Annotated in this window: 19 protein-coding genes; 15 read left to right on the plus strand and 4 right to left on the minus strand. The window is 58.6% G+C overall.

The features are described from left to right. The 7 genes from minD to ACIPIZ_RS27845 all read left to right on the plus strand — a co-directional run. The coding region (gene minD, locus ACIPIZ_RS27815) for a septum site-determining protein MinD (RefSeq protein WP_401168655.1) at positions 1-579 on the plus strand (579 nt) is incomplete at its 5' end. After that, positions 579-833 (plus strand): cell division topological specificity factor MinE, encoded by a 255-nt coding sequence (gene minE / locus ACIPIZ_RS27820; RefSeq protein ID WP_003223146.1) that lies wholly within the window; start codon positions 579-581, stop codon positions 831-833. The genes minD and minE, both read left to right, overlap by 1 nt. Before the next feature lie 169 nt (positions 834-1,002). Next, positions 1,003-1,638, plus strand: a complete 636-nt coding sequence (locus ACIPIZ_RS27825; protein WP_007960625.1) for an RluA family pseudouridine synthase — start codon at positions 1,003-1,005, stop codon at positions 1,636-1,638. A 176-nt stretch (positions 1,639-1,814) separates the two neighbouring features. Next, a complete protein-coding gene (locus ACIPIZ_RS27830) occupies positions 1,815-3,104 on the plus strand; it encodes a M18 family aminopeptidase (RefSeq protein ID WP_105709329.1) in 1,290 nt (429 codons plus the stop codon). Between the two features lie 166 nt (positions 3,105-3,270). Further along, positions 3,271-3,447, plus strand: a complete 177-nt coding sequence (locus ACIPIZ_RS27835; protein WP_163004785.1) for a hypothetical protein — start codon at positions 3,271-3,273, stop codon at positions 3,445-3,447. Between the two features lie 77 nt (positions 3,448-3,524). Beyond that, positions 3,525-5,678: a mechanosensitive ion channel family protein gene (locus tag ACIPIZ_RS27840; RefSeq protein ID WP_064391187.1), complete on the plus strand. Its 2,154-nt coding sequence runs from the start codon at positions 3,525-3,527 to the stop codon at positions 5,676-5,678. A gap of 66 nt (positions 5,679-5,744) precedes the next feature. Then, positions 5,745-7,079 (plus strand): amidohydrolase, encoded by a 1,335-nt coding sequence (locus tag ACIPIZ_RS27845; RefSeq protein WP_253485175.1) that lies wholly within the window; start codon positions 5,745-5,747, stop codon positions 7,077-7,079. 566 nt (positions 7,080-7,645) lie between these two features. On the opposite strand, the gene ACIPIZ_RS27850 is transcribed toward ACIPIZ_RS27845, so the two are convergent. Continuing rightward, positions 7,646-8,359, minus strand: a complete 714-nt coding sequence (locus ACIPIZ_RS27850; protein WP_105709331.1) for a UTRA domain-containing protein — start codon at positions 8,357-8,359, stop codon at positions 7,646-7,648. Positions 8,360-8,708: 349 nt separating this feature from the next. Here ACIPIZ_RS27850 and ACIPIZ_RS27855 point away from each other — a divergent pair, with 349 nt between their 5' ends. From ACIPIZ_RS27855 to ACIPIZ_RS27880, 6 genes are all read left to right on the plus strand, one after another. Beyond that, on the plus strand, positions 8,709-9,776 hold the full coding sequence (locus ACIPIZ_RS27855) for an ABC transporter substrate-binding protein (RefSeq protein ID WP_064391184.1): 1,068 nt from the start codon (positions 8,709-8,711) through the stop codon (positions 9,774-9,776). A 180-nt stretch (positions 9,777-9,956) separates the two neighbouring features. Beyond that, complete coding sequence (locus ACIPIZ_RS27860; RefSeq protein WP_122853702.1) at positions 9,957-10,763, plus strand: alkaline phosphatase family protein; 807 nt, start codon at positions 9,957-9,959, stop codon at positions 10,761-10,763. Between the two features lie 5 nt (positions 10,764-10,768). After that, positions 10,769-11,605, plus strand: coding sequence for an ABC transporter permease subunit (locus ACIPIZ_RS27865; RefSeq protein WP_161806665.1), 837 nt, complete (start codon positions 10,769-10,771; stop codon positions 11,603-11,605). Further along, a complete protein-coding gene (locus tag ACIPIZ_RS27870) occupies positions 11,592-12,392 on the plus strand; it encodes an ABC transporter permease (protein ID WP_105709332.1) in 801 nt (266 codons plus the stop codon). Before ACIPIZ_RS27865 ends, ACIPIZ_RS27870 begins: the two co-directional genes overlap by 14 nt. Next, positions 12,389-13,378 (plus strand): ABC transporter ATP-binding protein, encoded by a 990-nt coding sequence (locus ACIPIZ_RS27875; protein ID WP_064391180.1) that lies wholly within the window; start codon positions 12,389-12,391, stop codon positions 13,376-13,378. The genes ACIPIZ_RS27870 and ACIPIZ_RS27875 overlap by 4 nt, the downstream gene beginning before the upstream one ends. Positions 13,379-13,412: 34 nt before the next feature. Next, positions 13,413-14,066: an HAD family phosphatase gene (locus ACIPIZ_RS27880; protein ID WP_064391179.1), complete on the plus strand. Its 654-nt coding sequence runs from the start codon at positions 13,413-13,415 to the stop codon at positions 14,064-14,066. Between the two features lie 144 nt (positions 14,067-14,210). On the opposite strand, the gene ACIPIZ_RS27885 is transcribed toward ACIPIZ_RS27880, so the two are convergent. Next, positions 14,211-15,173, minus strand: a complete 963-nt coding sequence (locus ACIPIZ_RS27885) for a zinc-binding dehydrogenase (RefSeq protein WP_401168664.1) — start codon at positions 15,171-15,173, stop codon at positions 14,211-14,213. Positions 15,174-15,310: 137 nt separating this feature from the next. On the opposite strand from ACIPIZ_RS27885, the gene ACIPIZ_RS27890 reads away from it, so the two are divergent. Then, on the plus strand, positions 15,311-17,395 hold the full coding sequence (locus ACIPIZ_RS27890) for a carboxy terminal-processing peptidase (RefSeq protein WP_163024112.1): 2,085 nt from the start codon (positions 15,311-15,313) through the stop codon (positions 17,393-17,395). 133 nt (positions 17,396-17,528) lie between these two features. Next, positions 17,529-19,319: a bifunctional diguanylate cyclase/phosphodiesterase gene (locus tag ACIPIZ_RS27895; protein ID WP_064391176.1), complete on the plus strand. Its 1,791-nt coding sequence runs from the start codon at positions 17,529-17,531 to the stop codon at positions 19,317-19,319. A 75-nt stretch (positions 19,320-19,394) separates the two neighbouring features. Here ACIPIZ_RS27895 and ACIPIZ_RS27900 read toward each other — a convergent pair whose 3' ends face one another. Together ACIPIZ_RS27900 and ACIPIZ_RS27905 are read right to left on the minus strand one after the other, a co-directional pair. Next, positions 19,395-19,751 (minus strand): hypothetical protein, encoded by a 357-nt coding sequence (locus tag ACIPIZ_RS27900; protein WP_064391175.1) that lies wholly within the window; start codon positions 19,749-19,751, stop codon positions 19,395-19,397. A gap of 2 nt (positions 19,752-19,753) precedes the next feature. Next, positions 19,754-20,400: RHS repeat-associated core domain-containing protein (locus ACIPIZ_RS27905; protein ID WP_401168669.1), on the minus strand; the 647-nt coding region annotated here is incomplete at its 5' end.

The following is a 20,400-nucleotide window of genomic DNA, read 5'->3' on the forward strand; positions in this document are numbered from 1 at the left end:
CGCCTGGAAAACCTCTACGTACTGGCCGCCAGTCAGACCCGCGACAAAGACGCGCTGACCGTCGAAGGCGTGGAAAAAGTCCTGATGGAGCTCAAGGAACAATTCGAGTTCGTCGTCTGCGACTCCCCGGCAGGCATCGAGAAAGGTGCGCACCTGGCCATGTACTTCGCTGACGAAGCGATCGTCGTGACCAACCCGGAAGTGTCCTCGGTACGAGATTCGGACCGTATGCTCGGCCTGCTGGCGAGCAAATCGCGTCGCGCCGAACGTGGCGAAGACCCGATCAAGGAACACCTGTTGATCACCCGCTACCATCCAGAGCGTGTTGAAAAAGGCGAGATGCTGGGCGTTGAAGACGTCAAGGAAATCCTCTCGGTCACCCTGCTCGGCGTGATCCCGGAATCCCAGGCGGTGCTCAAGGCATCCAACCAGGGCGTCCCGGTGATTCTCGACGACCAGAGCGATGCCGGTCAGGCTTACAGCGATACCGTCGACCGCTTGCTGGGCAAAGAAAAAGCCCACCGTTTCCTCGATGTCGAGAAGAAGGGATTCTTCGAGCGCCTGTTTGGAGGTAGGTAATGAACCTTTTTGACTTCTTTCGTGCCAACAAAAAGCCAAGTACCGCCTCGGTAGCGAAAGAGCGTCTACAGATCATCGTGGCGCATGAGCGCGGCCAGCGCAGCACGCCGGATTACTTGCCAGCCTTGCAGAAGGAACTGGTCGACGTGATCCGCAAGTACGTCAACATCGGCAACGACGACGTACATGTTGCACTGGAAAGCCAGGGCAGTTGCTCGATTCTGGAACTCAACATCACCCTGCCTGATCGCTGAGTCGATTTGGCAGTCGCTACGGCGGCTCGGACTATTGATGCTTGTGTAGGAGCTGCCGAAGGCTGCGATCTTTTGATCTTCAACGTCAAAAGATTGCAGCCTTCGGCAGTTCCTACAGGGTTATCAGCAGTTCCGAGCCGCCGTTGGCATTTGTTACGAGGCTGTTTTAATGCCGTTGTCCAACATCCGCATCATCCATCAGGACGCCGCCGTACTGGTGGTCGACAAACCGACGTTGCTGCTCTCGGTGCCCGGTCGCGCCGACGACAATAAGGATTGCCTGATTACCCGTTTGCAGGAAAACGGCTACCCGGAAGCGCGCATCGTCCATCGTCTGGACTGGGAAACCTCCGGCATCATTCTGCTCGCGCGTGACGCCGATACTCACCGCGAACTGTCGCGCCAGTTTCACGACCGTGAAACAGAGAAGGCCTACACTGCGTTGGCCTGGGGCCAACCGGAACTGGACAGCGGCAGCATCGACTTGCCCCTGCGCTACGATCCGCCGACCAAACCGCGTCACGTGGTCGATCACGAATTCGGCAAACATGCGCTGACCTTCTGGCGCGTGCTCGAACGTTGCGGCGACTGGTGCCGCGTCGAGCTGACACCGATCACCGGGCGTTCGCACCAGTTGCGCGTGCACATGCTGTCGATCGGGCATCCGCTGCTGGGTGACGGGCTCTATGCCCATGAACAAGCCCTCGCAGCCTGGCCACGGCTGTGCCTGCACGCGAGCATGCTCAGCTTTACCCACCCGCAAACCGGCGAACGCCTGCGTTTCGAGTGCCCCGCACCGTTCTGACCGCCACTGCAGACCCCTTGTAGGAGTGAGCCTGCTCGCGATAGCGGTGTGTCAGACAAAAATTACTTAATGACATACCGCTATCGCGAGCAGGCTCACTCCTACACGGATCCGGTGCAGATTCAATTCCCCGGCCGATGCGTTAAACTCCCGCCCATTGCTGTCTGGAGTTTCTTATGCGCGAAGAGTTGAACCAAGGCCTGATCGACTTCCTCAAGGCCTCCCCTACCCCGTTCCACGCCACCGCCAGTCTTGTTCAGCGTCTGGAGGCTGCCGGTTTCGTGCGCCTCGACGAGCGTGAGCCATGGACCACCGAGCCGAACGGCCGCTATTACGTCACCCGCAACGACTCCTCGATTGTCGCGATCAAAATGGGCCGCACTTCGCCCCTGCACGGCGGTATCCGCCTGGTCGGCGCGCACACCGACAGCCCGTGCCTGCGGGTCAAGCCGCAACCGGAACTGCAGCGTCAAGGCTTCTGGCAACTGGGCGTTGAAGTCTACGGCGGCGCGCTGCTGGCACCGTGGTTCGACCGCGATCTGTCGCTGGCCGGCCGCGTGACCTTCCGCCGCGACGGCAAGGTCGAAAGCCAGTTGATCGACTTCAAGGCACCGATCGCGATCATTCCCAACCTGGCCATTCACCTTAACCGTGAAGCCAATCAAGGCTGGGCGATCAACGCGCAGACCGAACTGCCGCCGATCCTCGCGCAATTCGCCGGCGACGAGCGCGTCGATTTCCGCGCCGTGCTCACCGAGCAACTGGCCCGCGAACACGGCTTGAATGCCGACGTCGTGCTGGATTACGAGTTGAGTTTCTACGATACGCAAAGTGCCGCCGTCATCGGTTTGAATGGCGACTTCATTGCCGGCGCGCGCCTCGACAACCTGCTGTCGTGCTACGCCGGTCTGCAAGCATTGCTGACTGCCGAAACCGACGAAACCTGCGTGCTGGTGTGCAACGACCACGAAGAAGTCGGCTCCTGCTCGGCTTGCGGTGCCGACGGCCCGATGCTCGAACAAACCCTGCGCCGCCTGCTGCCGGAAGGTGATGAATTCGTCCGCACCATCCAGAAGTCCCTGCTGGTCTCGGCCGACAACGCCCACGGCGTGCACCCCAACTATGCAGAAAAGCACGACGCCAACCACGGCCCGAAACTCAATGCCGGCCCGGTGATCAAGGTCAACAGCAACCAACGCTACGCCACCAACAGCGAAACCGCCGGCTTCTTCCGCCATCTGTGCATGGCCGAAGAAGTCCCGGTGCAAAGTTTCGTGGTGCGCAGCGACATGGGCTGTGGCTCGACCATCGGCCCGATCACCGCCAGCCACCTCGGTGTGCGCACCGTTGACATCGGCCTGCCGACCTTCGCCATGCACTCGATCCGCGAACTGTGCGGCAGCCATGACCTGGCACACCTGGTCAAAGTGCTGAGCGCGTTCTACGCCTGCCGCGAGTTGCCTTAACCATTCGGGACCACTTGTTCGCTGTAGGAGCTGCCGAAGGCTGCGATCTTTTGATCTTGAAAACAAAATCAAAAGATCGCAGCCTGCGGCAACTCCTACTCAGATCAATACCGGCCGGCAGAAACCGACCTAGACTTACATCATTCATTTCGACAAGGCAGTCCCCATGATCTCGATGTCTTCGTTTCACGCCATGCTCATTCCGATTCTGAGCGGAATGATCCTGCTGGCCATCGGCTTCAACTTCCGCGACAAGAACGCCGGTGTGTTCGCCATGTGGATCGGCATGCTCACGATCCTCGCCACCGTGGTGTACAAGATCCTCGCCAAACTCAACGAATAAATCCGCGCCCGGCTCGCATTGACGGGGTTGGCCTCGTACACTCCAGCGAATCCGCCCCTTGCGAGGTTGACCGCCTAGTGTTCGCTCGTCTTTTTGCTTTGCCCAGTCTGTTCCTCGTCTGCCTGATGACGCTGCTGCCGCTGGCGCCCGCCCATGCGGTCGGTTTGCCCGGTCTGCTCAACACCAACAAGGCGCAGCCCGAAGCCCAGGAACCGCTCGGCCAGTCCCTCGACGAAGTCATCAAGTCGCTGGAAAACGACAAGCAACGCGCACAGTTGCTGACCGATCTGAAAAAGCTGCGCGACGCTACGAAAAAAGCCCAGACCACACCGGAAGAAGGCGTGCTCGGCCTGATCGGCGGCACCCTGGCCAATTTCGAAAAACAGTTTTCCGGTGCCGACAGCCCGATTACCCGTTGGTCCAACGAGTTCGACCTGGCCAAGGAGGAACTCAGCGGCATGATGCTGCCGGCTAACGAATGGCTGCCGATCATCTTCGGTTTCGCCATGATCCTCGCGGTGTGGAGCCTGCTCGCCGCTGCCCTGATCTGGCTCGGCCATCGAGTGCGCATGCGCTTCGGCCTGACCGAAGAGCTGCCACAACACCCCAAAGCCCTCGACATGCTGCGCTTCGCTTTGCGCAAGCTCGGGCCATGGTTGATCGCGCTGGTGATGACCGTTTACATGTCCTACGCTTTGCCATCTTCGCTGGGCAAAAGCCTGGCGATGGTACTGGCCTACGCACTGGTGGTCGGAACGTGTTTCTCGGCGATCTGCGTGATCGCGTTTTCCCTGCTCGATGGCCCGCACCGCCATCGCGCGCTGTATATCCTGCGTCATCAGGCATTTCGACCGCTGTGGCTGATCGGCAGCTTCGCCGCGTTTGGTGAAGCGCTGAACGACCCACGCCTGATCGAAAGCCTCGGCGTGCACCTGGCGCACTCCGCCGCCACTATCGCCAATGTCCTCGCGGCACTCTCTACCGGTCTGTTTATCCTGCGTTTCCGCCGCCCGATTGCGCACCTGATCCGCAACCAGCCGCTGTCCCGACGCCTGACCCGCCGCGCCCTCAGCGACACCATCGAAATCCTCGGAACGTTCTGGTACGTGCCGGCGCTGGTGCTGGTCGGCATCTCGCTGTTCGCAACTTTTGTCTCCGCCGGCGACACCAGCACCGCCCTGCGTCAGTCGCTGATCTGCACCGTGCTGCTGGTGTTGTGCATGGTGATCAACGGCCTCGTGCGTCGCCATTCACTGAAACCGCAACGCGGGGCGAGACGTCACGCCTTGTACTCGGAGCGCCTGAAAAACTTCTTCTACACCCTCGCGCATCTGCTGGTGTGGCTGGCATTCATCGAGTTGGGCCTGCGCGTCTGGGGCAAATCGTTGATCGGTTTCGCCGAAGGCGATGGGCATGACGTCAGCGTCAAACTGTTCAGCCTGGCCGGTACGTTGATTTTTTCCTGGCTGATCTGGATTCTCGCCGACACCGCCGTGCATCACGCCCTCACCCGCTCGCGTAAAGGCCTGGCCAACGCCCGCGCGCAAACGATGATGCCGCTGATCCGCAACGTGCTGTTCGTGGCGATTTTCATCATCGCGCTGATCGTCGCACTGGCGAACATGGGCATGAACGTCACGCCATTGCTGGCCGGTGCCGGTGTAATCGGTCTGGCCATCGGTTTCGGTGCGCAGTCGCTGGTTGCCGACTTGATCACCGGCCTGTTCATCATCATCGAAGACTCGCTGGCCATCGATGACTACGTCGACGTCGGCGGCCACCTCGGCACCGTCGAAGGCCTGACCATCCGCACCGTGCGCCTGCGCGATATCGACGGCATCGTCCACACCATCCCGTTCAGCGAAATCAAAAGCATCAAGAACTACTCGCGGGAATTCGGCTACGCAATCTTCCGCGTCGCCGTGCCGTACAACATGGAAATCGACGACGCGATCAAACTGATGCGCGAAGTCGGGCAGAAGATGCGTACCGATCCGTTGCAGCGACGCAACATCTGGTCGCCGCTGGAGATTCAGGGGGTCGAAAGTTTCGAATCCGGCAGCGCGATTCTGCGCGCGCGATTCAAGACCGCGCCGATCAAACAATGGGAAGTGTCCCGAGCCTTCAACCTGTCACTCAAACGCCACCTCGACGAGGCTGGACTCGATCTGGCAACGCCGCGCATGAGCGTGCAAGTGATCACTGCCGGCGGTGGCGAGCCGAAGGAATAGGCACTCAGGCGCGCGGTTGCAGTCACAGGCAGGGAAGCCCGACAACAATAATCAAGGAGAAACCCGATGCAACTGACGCGCATTGCCCAGACCGTTTTGCTCACCCTGGTCGCCAGCCACGCCGGCGCCGCGACGATGGACAGCACCCGCGCTGAAATCGCCGAACAAGCGCAAAAGCTTGAACCGCAACTGCTGGAAACCCGCCGCGACATCCACGCCCACCCGGAACTCGGCAACACGGAAAAACGCACTGCGGAACTGGTCGCCAAACAACTCACGGCCATGGGCCTGGAAGTGAAAACCGGCGTCGCCCGCACCGGCGTGGTCGCCGTTCTCAAAGGCGCCCTGCCCGGTCCTACCGTGGCCCTGCGCGCCGACATGGATGCGCTGCCGGTCAAGGAGGTCGCCGACCTGCCGTTCGCCTCGAAAGCCAAAGGCACCTACCTCGACAAGGAAGTCGACGTCATGCACGCCTGCGGCCACGACGCCCACACCGCGATCCTGCTGAGCACGGCGAAAATTCTCACAGGCATGCGCGACACATTACCCGGCACCGTGGTGTTCTACTTCCAGCCCGCCGAAGAAGGCCCGAGCGACTTCATCCCCGACGGCAAAAACACCTGGGGCGCGAAAATGATGGTCGAGGAAGGCGTGATGAAATCACCCAAACCGGACGCGGTCTTCGGCCTGCACGTCTGGGCCGGCGTCCCCGCCGGCCAGATCGCCTACCGCCCCGGCGCCACCCTGGCCAGCTCCGACGACCTGCGCATCAAAATCCTCGGCAAGCAAACCCACGCCGGCCGCCCTTGGGACGGCATCGACCCGATCACCGTCGGCGCACAAACCATCGTCGGCCTGCAAACAGTGGTCAGCCGCCGCACCGACATCTCGTCTTATCCGTCAGTGGTCAGCATCGGCACCATCAACGGTGGCACCCGCTACAACATCATTCCCGAATCCGTCGACATGAGCGGAACGATCCGCTCCTACGACTACGGCATTCGCCAGAAACTGCATGCCGATGTCCGCCAGACCGTGGAAAAAATCGCCGAAAGTGGCGGCGCGAAAGCTGACGTCACCATCATCGAAAAATACGACCCGACGATAAACAACCCGGCGCTCACCGAAAAAATGCTGCCGACTTTGAAGTGGGCGGCGAAGGATGATGTGGTGAATGCACCGCTGGTGGGGGGCGCGGAAGACTTCTCGTTTTTTGCCAAGGAAGTACCGGGACTGTTTGTGTTTCTGGGCGTGACGCCGCGGGATCAAGACATGAGCAAGGCTGCGCCAAATCATAATCCCGGGTTCTTTGTGGATGAATCGGCGCTGGTGGTGGGAGTGAGGACATTGGCCTCGTTGGCGACGGATTATTTATATGCCAATGCGCGGACAGGCAAGTAGAGATGAGGTGACTGTGGGGGCGCTTTCGCGAGCAGGCTCGCTCCCACATTTGGAACGTGTGCAGCCTGTCAGAAACAGGTCGGCTGTCAGGCCGCCATCGCGAGCAGGCTCACTCCTACAAGGGATCGAGTACATCCGCAGGAAACAGGTCGGCTGTCAGGCCGCCATCGCTGGCAAGCCAGCTCTCACAAGGATTGAGTCCAACCGGCAAACCAATATCGCTTCTGCTTCTCACCACTCAACACAATGAGCGTTAGCTCGAGTACCGCTTTTGATCTTGATCCACGGGCGACGTCGGAAGGCTGAGTGGAGGGATTGATCCGGGCGTGGGAGCGCAGCGACCGTTTGGCGCAGCCAAACACAGCGAGAGGAGGTGCAGCGAAGCAAACCGTAGGCGCTGCGCCCGGATCGATCCCGGAGCGAAGGAACCCCGAGCCCCAGCGAGCGGGCCGCACGTAGGAGCAAGCCTTTTGGGTTACCTTTTCGGCGTTTGGAAAAGGTGACTCGCCGTAAGGGCGGAACCCTAATCAGCAACACCCGAAGCAACGGATATGCCCCCAAAACGATCAAACCACATCAACCGATACGTGAATCGCATCATGCCGCCAAAACTCCAGATCACAATCAATCAACCGCTCATGCTGATCATAATTGACCCGAGCAATCCGCAACCCCGGGCTCCCCACAGAAACCCGTAAAGCCGCCGCCGCATCCACCGACAACGACGTAGGCACAATCTCAAAGCGCACCCGCCCATAGTGCAAATCGTAATGTCGCGCATACAACTCGGTCATCGACTGATTCAAATCAAACTCAAGAATCCCCGGAAAAAACTGCGGATTCAAATAGTGCTCCACATACAACACCAAACGCCCATCAATGCGCCGCGACCGGCAAATCTGAATCACGCTCGACAACGCCGGCAGCTGCAACCACGCACACACCGCCGCCGAAGCTGGCTGCAACCGCGCCGAAATCACCTCGGTCGACGGCACCCGCCCCTGCGCACTGACCATTGCGTGAAAATGACTGCGCTGCATCAGGTTGTAGGCCAGACGCGGCGGCGACACGAACCAGCCGCGCCGTTCTTCGCGATAAATCTGCCCCTGCGCTTCCAGTTGCAACAACGCCTCGCGCACGGTAATCCGCGTCGTGCCGAACAACTCACTGAGCTTGCGCTCGGCCGGCAACTTGCTGCCCGCCGCCAACAGACCATGATCGAGCTGCTCCTGCAGCACTTGGCCAATGGCTGTCACCGCTTTTGTTGCCTCATCACGCATCAAGTTACCTATCTGGACTAGACCAGCACTGTTTCGGGGCAAAAAACCCACGGCCAACGAACCGTTTCCGTGTGTGCAAGCCTAGGCAGTGCAGATGACCGGGAGATGACAAAACTACCGAACGGTCGTCCTCATGACTTGCAATACATCGGCCAAGTCCCTTGTCCGCTGGGGCCTGAGCATGGTCTACGCTTAACTGGCAACCGCCGATACCAGGCACACAAAAGACCTGCCGCAGGGCCACCGACATCAAAGTGTCATCCAGCCCGCCTAAATTGGCTCAGGTATTGCTGACCTAGACCAACCCACACCGCAATCGCAGCGTTGAACACGACCAAGGAGCTTCGGAATGAAACAGCTTTTCCTGGCAACACTGTTAGGCTCGACCATTGCAATGTGCACCTCCGCCATGGCGGCCGGCACCGATCTGAAAACCCTCGAAGCCGCTGCGAAAGCGGAAGGCGCCGTCAACAGCGTCGGCATGCCGGATGACTGGGCCAACTGGAAAGGCACCTGGGAAGACCTGGCCAAGACCTACGGCCTGAAACACATCGACACCGACATGAGCTCGGCCCAGGAAATCGCCAAGTTCGCCGCCGAGAAAGACAACGCGACCGCCGACATCGGCGACGTCGGCGCCGCCTTCGGCCCGATCGCGGTCAAGCAAGGCGTGGTGCAGCCGTACAAGCCAAGCACCTGGGATCAAGTCCCGGACTGGGCCAAGGACAAGGACGGCAACTGGGCGCTGGCCTACACCGGTACCATTGCTTTTATCGTCAACAAAAAGCTGCTGCACGGTTCCGAAGTACCCACCAAATGGGCTGACCTCAAGGGCGGCAAATACAAGGTCTCCATCGGTGACGTGAGCACCGCTGCGCAAGCTGCCAACGGCGTTCTCGCTGCGGCACTGGCCAACGGTGGCGACGAGAAAAACATCAAACCTGCGCTGCTGCTGTTCGCCGACATCGCCAGGCAAGGTCGCCTGTCGATGGCCAACCCGACCATCGCCACCATGGAAAAAGGCGAGATCGAAGTCGGTGTGGTCTGGGACTTCAACGGCCTGAGCTACAAGGCCAAGATGGCCAACCCGGATGACTACGTCGTGCTCATCCCGTCCGACGGTTCGGTGATTTCCGGCTACACCACGATCATCAACAAATACGCAAAAAATCCTAACGCCGCCAAGCTGACTCGCGAATACATCTTCAGCGACGCCGGCCAGACCAATCTCGCGCGCGGCAACGCCCGCCCGATCCGCGCCGAACACCTGCAACTGCCGGAAGACGTGAAGGCCAAGCTGCTGCCAAACGAGCAGTACAAAAAGGTCACCCCGATCAAAGATGCCGACGCGTGGGAAAAGACTTCGAAAGCCCTGCCACAGGCGTGGAACGAAGAAGTCATCGTGGAAATGAAATAAGCGGCTGATCACCATTTTTGTGATCCGAAACAAATCCCCATGTAGGAGTGAGCCTGCTCGCGATAGCGGTAGTTCAGTCAACATTGTCGTTGAATGTTCAATCGCTATCGCGAGCAGGCTCACTCCTACAAGGGATCCAGGTGAATCTGAAATTTCCTGTTTCGCGGAGTTTTTGCCCCTATGAAGCACAACGTCATCCTTGTCGTGCTCGACGGCCTCAACTACGAGGTCGCGCGTCACGCCATGGGGCATCTGCAGGCTTATGTTGGCGCAGGACGCGCCGCGCTCTATCAGTTGGAGTGCGAGCTGCCGGCCCTGTCCCGACCGCTTTATGAATGCATCCTCACCGGCGTGCCGCCGATCGACAGCGGCATCGTCCACAACAACGTCTCGCGCCTGTCCAACCAGCGCAGCATTTACCACTACGCCCGCGAGGCCGGTCTGAAAACCGCTGCAGCGGCGTATCACTGGGTCAGCGAGTTGTACAACCGCTCGCCGTTCGTAGCCGCCCGCGACCGGCACACCGACAACCTGTCGCTGCCGATCCAGCACGGGCATTTCTACTGGAACGATCACTACCCGGATTCGCACCTGTTCGCCGACGCGGAAAACCTGCGCCTGCGCCACGATCCGGACTTCCTGCTGATCCACCCGATGAACATTGACGACGCCGGGCACAAGCACGGCCTCGATTCGTCGCAGTACCGCAACAGCGCGCGTTCGGCGGACATCATCCTCGCCGACTATTTGCAGAACTGGCTCGAAGCCGGCTTCCAAGTACTGGTGACCGCCGACCACGGCATGAACAACGACCGCTCGCACAACGGCTTGCTGCCGGAAGAGCGCCAGGTGCCGCTGTTCGTCCTCGGCGATGCGTTCAGCCTTGATGCTGGCGCCGCACCGAAGCAGACCGACATCTGCGGCACGGTCTGCGAATTGCTCGGCGTACCCCACGACAAACCTGTGTGCCGGGAGCTGCTCAAGTGAACTCAATGACTCGCGGCAAATGGCTGGCGGCGTTGTGCCTGGTGCCGTTCACGCTGTTCTTTATCGTCTTCGAAATCGCCCCGCTGGCCTGGGTGATGATCAACAGCCTGCAATCGGAAGAGTTCGGTTGGGGCTTGGCCAACTTCAGCAAGATCTTCAGCTCGAAGTTCTATTTGCAGGCGATCCAGTACAGCCTCGAGATCAGTTTCTGGTCGAGTGTATTCGGCATCATCATTGCCGTACTCGGTGCGTATTCCCTGCGCCGGGTCGATTCGAAGCTGCGCAACTTCGTCAACGCCTTCGCCAACATGACCAGCAACTTCGCCGGTGTGCCCCTGGCATTTGCGTTCATCATCCTGCTCGGGTTCAACGGCAGCATCACCATCATGCTGAAGCAGTCGGGGATCATTCAGGACTTCAATCTGTACTCGAAAACCGGGCTGATCATCCTCTACACCTACTTCCAGATTCCCCTTGGCGTGTTGTTGCTCTACCCCGCCTTCGACGCATTGCGTGAAGACTGGCGCGAGTCCGCCGCATTACTCGGCGCCAACGGCTGGCAGTTCTGGCGGCACATCGGTTTGCCGGTGCTGACACCAGCGCTGCTGGGTACGTTCGTTATTCTGCTGGCCAACGCCCTCGGCGCCTACGCCACGGTGTATGCGCTGACGACGGGCAACTTCAACGTCCTGCCGATTCGTATCGCGGCGATGGTCTCGGGCGATATTTCCCTCGATCCGAACCTGGCCAGCGCTCTGGCCGTGGTGCTGGTGGCGCTGATGACCATCGTCACCGTCGTGCATCAACTGCTGTTGAAGAGGAGCTACCATGTCTCGCGCTGAATCCGGCCCGGCCGGCCTCTACCACCGCGTCGTGGTTTATCTGCTGTTCGCCATCCTCTTGCTGCCACTGGTGGGCACCCTGGTCTATTCGATTGCCAGCAGTTGGTCGGCGACCATTCTGCCCAGCGGCTTCACCTTCAAGTGGTACATCCAGCTGTGGAGCGACCCGCGCTTCCTTCACGCTTTCGGCCAATCATTGATTGTGTGTGTCGGCGCACTGGTGCTTTCGGTGGTGTTGATTCTGCCGCTGCTGTTCGTGGTGCATTACCACTTTCCGAAACTCGATGCGCTGATGAATATCCTGATTCTGCTGCCCTTCGCGGTGCCGCCGGTGGTGTCATCGGTGGGCCTGCTGCAGCTCTACGGTTCCGGGCCAATGGCGATGGTTGGCACGCCGTGGATCCTGATCGGTTGCTACTTCACCGTGGCGCTGCCGTTCATGTACCGGGCGATCACCAACAACCTGCAAGCGATCAACCTGCGTGACCTGATGGACGCCGCGCAACTGCTCGGCGCCAGCACCTTTCAAGCGGCGGTTCTGGTGGTGCTGCCCAACCTGCGCAAAGGCCTGATGGTCGCGTTGCTGCTGTCGTTCTCGTTCCTCTTCGGGGAGTTCGTCTTTGCCAACATCCTCGTCGGCACGCGTTACGAAACCCTGCAGGTTTACCTGAACAACATGCGCAACAGCAGCGGCCACTTCACCAGTGCGCTGGTCATCTCGTATTTCTTTTTCGTGCTGGTCCTGACCTGGATCGCCAACATCTTGAACAAGGACAAAAGCGAATGAGCTATGTCAGCGTCCAACACCTGCAGAAAAGCTACGCCGGCACCACGGTGTTCAGCGACATCGACTGCGAAATCAACAAAGGCGAATTCGTCACCCTGCTCGGCCCGTCCGGTTGCGGAAAATCCACCCTGCTGCGTTGCATCGCCGGACTGACTCCGGTGGATGGCGGCAAGATCCTCCTCGATGGCGTCGATATCGTACCGTTGAGCCCGCAGAAACGCGGGATCGGCATGGTGTTTCAGAGTTATGCGCTGTTCCCCAACATGACTGTCGAACAAAACGTTGCGTTCGGTTTGCGCATGCAAAAAGTCAATGCCGACGACAGCCACAAACGCGTTTCCGAGGTGTTGAAACTGGTTGAACTGAACGACTTCGCCAGCCGCTATCCGCATCAGTTATCCGGTGGTCAATGCCAGCGGGTTGCCCTCGCCCGTTCGCTGGTCACGCGTCCGCGCTTGTTGCTGCTGGACGAGCCGCTGTCGGCGCTCGACGCACGGATTCGTAAACACCTGCGCGAACAGATCCGCCAGATTCAACGCGAACTCGGCCTGACGACGATTTTTGTCACCCACGATCAGGAGGAAGCGCTGACCATGTCTGACCGGATTTTCCTGATGAATCAGGGAAAAATCGTACAAAGCGGCGATGCCGAAACCCTCTACACTGCGCCGGTCGATGTGTTCGCCGCCGGCTTTATCGGCAACTACAACCTGCTCGACGCGCAAGCCGCTTCGAAACTGTTGCAGCGCCCGATCAATCACCGCATCGCCATTCGCCCGGAAGCCATCGAACTGAGCCTCAACGGCGAACTCGACGCGCAGATCCGCAGCCACAGCCTGCTTGGCAACGTCATCCGTTACCGGATCGAAGCGCGTGGCGTAGAACTGGTGGTGGATGTGCTCAATCGCTCGGCCGCCGATCTGCATCCCGACGGTCAGCGTCTGGCGCTTTCCATCGATCCGACGGCCCTGTGTGAGGTAGCCTGATGACTTTGCTGACGTTGAAGAGAGAACTGCACTGATGGCTCTGGCAATTTTTGATCTGGACGAAACGTTGATCCACGGCGACTGCGCCACCCTCTGGAGCGAGCAGATGGGGCGCCTGGGCTGGGTCGATCCTGAATCGTTCATGCGCAAGAACAACGAACTGATGGACGCCTACAGCCATGGCAAATTGCGCATGGAAGACTACATGGAATTCAGCCTGGAGCCGTTGATCGGGCGTACGCCAGAAGAAGTCGAGCACCTGGTCGGGCCATGGGTTGAAGACTTCATCGAACCGATCATCTTCAGCGACGCCACCAAAACCATCGCTGCCCACCGCAAGGCCGGCGACCGCATTCTGGTGATTTCGGCGTCGGGCACACACTTGGTAAAACCGATTGCCGATCGGCTGGGTATCGATGAGATTCTCGGCATCGAACTGGAAGTCGCCCATGGCGTGTACAGCGGCCACACCGTCGGCACCCTGACCTACCGCGAAGGCAAGATCACCCGGTTGCTGGAGTGGCTGGATGCCGAAGAAGAGAATCTCGAAGGCGCGAGTTTCTATTCCGACTCACGCAATGATCTGCCGTTGTTGCTGAAGGTGGATTTTCCGCACGTGGTCAACCCGGACCCAGTGCTGCTGGAGCACGCCGAAAAAGCCGGCTGGCCAATCCACCTCTGGAAATGACAAAGATTTAATCTGCACAGGCAGGCTGATATTCCAAACCTGAGTTCGACCCGATGCATCAGGTCGATGTAGCCCGACAGAACAACCCGGTCAGTCCCCTCTCCCTTTGGGAGAGGGTTAGGGTGAGGGGCTTTTTCCCTGTTCTCAGCTCAGACTGTCGTCGATCACCAAAACCAGTTTTCCAGCAACAGTGTTGCTCGCCAGTTCTGCAAACGCCGCCTCGGCATCCTTCACCGCAAACGCCTTGGCCAACTGCGGACGCAACCGCCCTTCGGCAAACAAAGGCCACACGTGCTGGCCCAGATCACTCAACAGATCCGCCTTGAATTGATCGCCACGGCTGCGCAAGGTCGAGCCGAGCAATTGCACGCGCTTGCCTAACACCTGCGCCAGGTCCAGCTTCGCCTCACGGCCGCCCATTAAACCGATCAACACCCAACGCCCGTCCAGCGCGATCAGCTTGAGATTCAACGCCGAATAATTACCACCCACCGGATCGAGGATCACATCGAACGGCCCGAAATCACGCAGGCTCTCCAGATCATCGGTGCGCACCACCCCGCCCTGCGCGCCCAGCGCCTCGCAATACGCCAAACGCTCGGCTGAACCGACGCTGACCCAGCAAGGATTGCCAAACGCCTTGCACAACTGAATGGCGGCTGAACCGATTCCACTTGCCCCGGCGTGCAAGAGAACTTTCTCACCCGGTTTGAGCGCCGCAAGTTGAAACACATTCAACCAGACTGTTGCGTAAACCTCGGGCAATGCCGCCGCCTCGATCAGCGAAACGCCTTCGGGCACCGGCAGCACATGCCGCCCGTCGACCACCACCTCTTCGGCCATGCCGCCCCCGGCCAGCAAGGCGCAAACCCGATCGCCGACCTGCCACGAACTGCCCGCACCGACCTCACTGATGACCCCGGAGCACTCAAGACCGAGCACTTGGCTGGCCCCCGGCGGTGGCGGATAGAGCCCCGCTTTCTGCAATAAATCGGCGCGATTTAGGCCGGCTGCCGCCACTCGAATGCGGACTTGTCCTACATCACACGTAGGACTCGGCTCCTCAACCCATGCCACTTGACCTTCAACGCCTTGCAATGCCTTCACAGTGCCTCCATAGTGAGTCTGGACTGAGCCCGAAGCTGTAGCGCCGGGCTTTTTGCATTATGCGACCGGCTCTCGTAGACCGGCGACTTCAAAGACGGCCTAATATGCGTTATCAATTGTCCCCGCGTCGAATCAGCATGAAGCATTTGCTCCCCAGCACCGCCCTCGCTCTTTTCATCGGTATCGGCCTGTTGCCGGTGTCGGGCAGTACATTCGCAGCCAACAGCTGGGACAAGTTGCAGCCTGATCGCGATGAAGTCATCGCCAGCCTGAACGTCGTCGAATTGCTCAAGCGTCACCACTACAGCAAGCCGCCGCTCGACGATGCGCGCTCGGTGATCATCTACGACAGCTACATCAAGCTGCTGGATCCGTCGCGCAGCTATTTCATGGCCAGCGACATCGCCGAATTCGACAAGTGGAAGACCCAGTTCGACGACTTCCTCAAAAGCGGCGATCTCAACGCCGGGTTCACCATCTACAAGCGCTACCTGGACCGCGTCAAGGCGCGTCTGGACTTCGCCATTGCGGAGCTGAACAAGGGCGTCGACAAGATGGACTTCACCACCAGGGAAACCTTGCTGATCGATCGCAAGGACGCCCCTTGGCTGAAATCCACCGCAGAGCTTGATGACCTGTGGCGCAAACGCGTCAAGGACGAAGTCCTGCGTCAGAAGATCGCCGGCAAAGAGCCGAAGCAGATTCAGGAAACCCTGACCAAGCGCTACAAGAACCAGTTGGCGCGCCTGGATCAGACCCGTCCGGAAGACATCTTCCAGGCGTACATCAACACCTTCGCCATGTCTTACGATCCGCACACCAACTATCTGTCGCCGGATAACGCGGAAAACTTCGACATCAACATGAGCCTGTCCCTCGAGGGCATCGGTGCCGTGTTGCAGAGCGACAACGACCAGGTGAAAGTCGTGCGTCTGGTGCCGGCAGGCCCGGCCGACAAAACCAAACAAGTCGCCCCGGCCGACAAGATCATCGGCGTTGCCCAAGGCAACAAAGAGATGGTCGACGTGGTCGGCTGGCGTCTGGACGAAGTGGTCAAGCTGATTCGCGGTCCGAAAGGCACCGTGGTGCGCCTGGAAGTGATTCCGGCCAGCAATGCGCCGAACGACCAGACCACCAAGATCGTGCCGATCACCCGTGAAGCGGTGAAGCTCGAAGACCAGGCCGTGAAGAAGTCGGTTCTTAACCTGAAACAGGACGGCAAGGACTACAAGCTCGGCGTCATCGAGATCCCGGCCTTCTACCTCGACTTCAAGGCGTTCCGTGCCGGCGATCCGGACTACAAGAGCACCACCCGCGACGTCAAAAAGCTGTTGACCGAGCTGCAGAAAGACAAAGTCGACGGCGTGGTCATCGACCTGCGCAACAACGGCGGCGGTTCCCTGCAGGAAGCCACCGAGCTGACCAGCCTGTTCATCGACAAGGGCCCGACCGTCCTCGTGCGTAATGCCGATGGCCGTGTCGACGTGCTGGAAGATGAGAACCCGGGCGCGTTCTACAAAGGCCCGATGGCACTGTTGGTCAACCGCTTGTCCGCCTCGGCTTCGGAGATCTTCGCCGGCGCGATGCAGGACTACCACCGCGCGCTGATCATCGGCGGCCAGACCTTCGGCAAAGGCACCGTGCAGACCATTCAGCCGTTGAACCATGGCGAACTGAAACTGACCCTGGCCAAGTTCTACCGGGTGTCCGGTCAGAGCACCCAGCATCAGGGCGTGCTGCCGGACATCGACTATCCGTCGCTGATCGATACCAAGGAAATCGGTGAGAGCGCACTGCCGGAAGCAATGCCGTGGGACACCATCCGCGCGGCAATCAAACCGGCGGCCGATCCGTTCAAACCGTTCCTGGCCCAGCTCAAGTCCGAACATGACACCCGCACCGCCAAGGATGCCGAGTTCGTGTTCATCCGCGACAAGCTGGCCCTGGCGCAGAAACTGATGGAAGAAAAAACCGTCAGCCTCAACGAAGCCGATCGTCGTGCCCAGCACGCCGACATCGACGCCAAACAGCTGACGATGGAAAACATCCGTCGCAAGGCCAAAGGCGAAGAGCCGCTCAAAGAGCTGAAGAAAGAAGACGACGACGCCCTCTCCGCCGCCGAGCCGGACAAGGTCAAACCGGAAGACGATGCCTACCTGAGCGAAACCGGGCGCGTGCTGCTGGATTACCTGAAGCTGAGCAATCAGGTGGCCAAGAAGTAAGTGATGGCAATTTAATGCTGACGATCCCCGGATCGTCATCAAACAGTCATCATTCTGTCGTGCAATAAAGGACTGGGAGCCACTCTCTTCAACGAGAGCGCTCCCAGTCCTTTTTTTATCGCCAGAGATTGCCATGACCACGACCGAACAGCTGAGTGCCTTGAGCTCGATCCTGACTCAAAGCGGATTGCACAGCCTGTTCCAGCCGATCATCAGCCTCTCGGAGCGACGTATTCTCGGTTACGAAGCCCTGACACGCGGACCTTCCAACAGCCCTCTTCACTCACCGATTGCGTTGTTTGCTGTTGCGCGACAAGCCGGGCGCTTGAATGAACTGGAAATCGCCTGCCGGCAAAGCGCCTGCCGTCGTTTTAACGAACAGCAACTGCCGGGCAAGCTGTTTCTCAACGTCTCGCCCGAATCTTTGCTCGAAGCCGCACATCAACCGGGACGCACGCTGCAACTGCTGCAGGACTTCGGCATTCCACCCAGTCAGGTCGTTATCGAACTGACGGAACAAACGCCAATCGACGACTTCCAGTTACTGCAAACCGCGCTGCATCACTATCGGGCGATGGGATTTTCGATTGCGCTGGATGATCTTGGCGCTGGCTATTCGAGCCTGCGACTGTGGTCGGAGCTTCGTCCGGATTACGTGAAGATCGACCGACACTTCATCGACGGTATTCATCAGGACGCATTGAAGCGCGAATTCGTCGGCTCGATCCTGCAAATCGCCAAAGCCTCTCGCGCACAAGTCATCGCTGAAGGCATCGAACTGCCAGAAGAACTCGCCGTACTGACGGAAATGGGCGTCGACCTGGTGCAAGGTTATCTGCTCGGCCGTCCACAAGAGCATCCACCGCGCGATGCCCGCGCCTTGATGCCGAAACATGACAGCAGCGCGGTGGCGCTCAACGACGAAGGCAGCGACCTCAGCGCCTTGCTCAACGACCAACCGGCGGTCCATCGCGATACACCGACCGCCACCGTGCTCGAAGCCTTCCGTCGTCAGGCCAACCTCAACTCACTGGCGGTGCTCGACGAACAAGGCCAGCCCTGTGGCATCGTCCACCGCCATTCGCTGTCCGACGCACTGCTCAAACCCTTCGCCACCGACCTGTTCGCACGCAAACCGATCAGCCGCCTGATGAACGACGACTTCCTCGCCGTGGAAATGAGCCAGTCGCTGCAACAAGTCAGCCGCCTGATCACCAGCCGCGCCCGACAACGCATCGAAGAAGACTTCATCATCACCCTCAACGGCAGCTACCTCGGCCTCGGCCGGGTGATCGATGTGCTCAAACTGATTACCGAACTGAAAATCCAGCAGGCTCGCTACGCCAACCCGCTGACCTTGTTACCGGGCAATGTGCCGATTCAGCAATGCCTGACGCGGTTGCTGCAACAAGGCCGCGAGTCGGTCATCTGCTACGTCGACATCGACAGCTTCAAACCCTTCAACGACATCTACGGCTACGGTCGCGGCGATGAAGTGTTGCTGTGTCTGGCGCACTGTCTCAACGAACGTGTAGACCCTACCCGCGACTTCGTTGGCCACATTGGTGGCGACGACTTTCTCCTGGTCCTCGGCCCCGAAGACTGGCGCAAACGCCTCAACCAATTGCTCGACGATTTCCAGAGCCAATGCCGACGCTTCTATCGCACTGAACACCTCGACGCCGGCTGCTTCATCGCCCCGAATCGCCAAGGGGTGCGCCAGGAGTTTGCGCTGTTGTCGCTGTCCATTGGCGTCGTGCATCTACACCCCGAGGCCTGCGCACAACTGGATGCCAGTCAGCTCGCTGAGATGGCATCGCAGGCGAAGCATCATGCGAAGAATGTTCCGGGGTATAGCGTGCATGTGATTGATAGTCTCACCGCGCCCGACCTGTGCCAGTCGCAGCTAATGGGCCAACGCTGATTTCTGGAGCGACACAAATCCCTGTGAGAGCGGGCTTGCCCGCGAAGGGGCCCGCTCTCTCATCTCACATTTTGATTAGCCAGAGTCTTTTCCATTTCGATATTTTTTCAAACACTCCAGCAAAACCCTCATAAAGCTGGGCCTATCCACGATCTCATCATCAAAATATGTCGTCATTCGATTAAATACACGATCAAAATTATCATCCGCCTTCAAAAAATGATCGATTGTACATATGAGAGACTCTTGCTCGGCATCGGTATACTCATAAAATTCAGGCTTTAACAAAACATCGAACAGTGCCGTTAACTGTTGAGAGTCGTTTACGTTTTTTTCAACTATCAATCGCTCTCGCTCGACATCAAACGTATTTTCGATATCAAAAACAAACAGCAGATTCTTTATATCTACAATTTCATATAAATTTTTCATTATTAAAAATCCGCATAAGAAGTTACGGTGCGACCGTTTGCCTTGAGAATAACAACAGCTTTCCTCTGCTGCCCATAAACTCCCTCTTTCGTATAACCTTCCCCAATTATACTCCCCATATCCATAGGCCTTCTCGAAGTTTGAAGATTGGTCTGACGAAGTATTAGTTTCGCTCTATAAATAGCATTCAATTGATCCCTATGACTGAGAAAATGAGTAGCCGCACTTGGAATTTTAAGCTCTCCGTCTTTTGATCCACCGATATATTTCTCTACGACACCAGTCGTTGGATTTTTCGCTGACGAAATTCTTTCAAATTGAGATTGCAGAGTTGTTTGGGCGCCGTGTTTTTCTAAAAAATGCTCTCCATTTTGTGGATTCTCCATTTCATGTAAACGTCGGTATGCGTTTTCTTCAGCCAGCTCATCAATTCTGTCCCTCCGTTCTTGCACTGTCATCTTAGGCACTGGAGGGCCGCCCTCGTCCGCAATTGCACTACCAGCTCCATACTGCATTGGACGACATGGTTGTTTCGGCGGCGGACAATTGGAACTCAACCCCAACGGATCCACCCACCCCGTCGGATTCGGCACGTACTGGTACTGATTCAACCCACCGGCCAACTTGATGGGATCCGGCGTCAGATACC

Source organism: Pseudomonas sp. NPDC087690 (assembly GCF_044743175.1).
In the GTDB taxonomy this organism is placed as follows: domain Bacteria; phylum Pseudomonadota; class Gammaproteobacteria; order Pseudomonadales; family Pseudomonadaceae; genus Aquipseudomonas.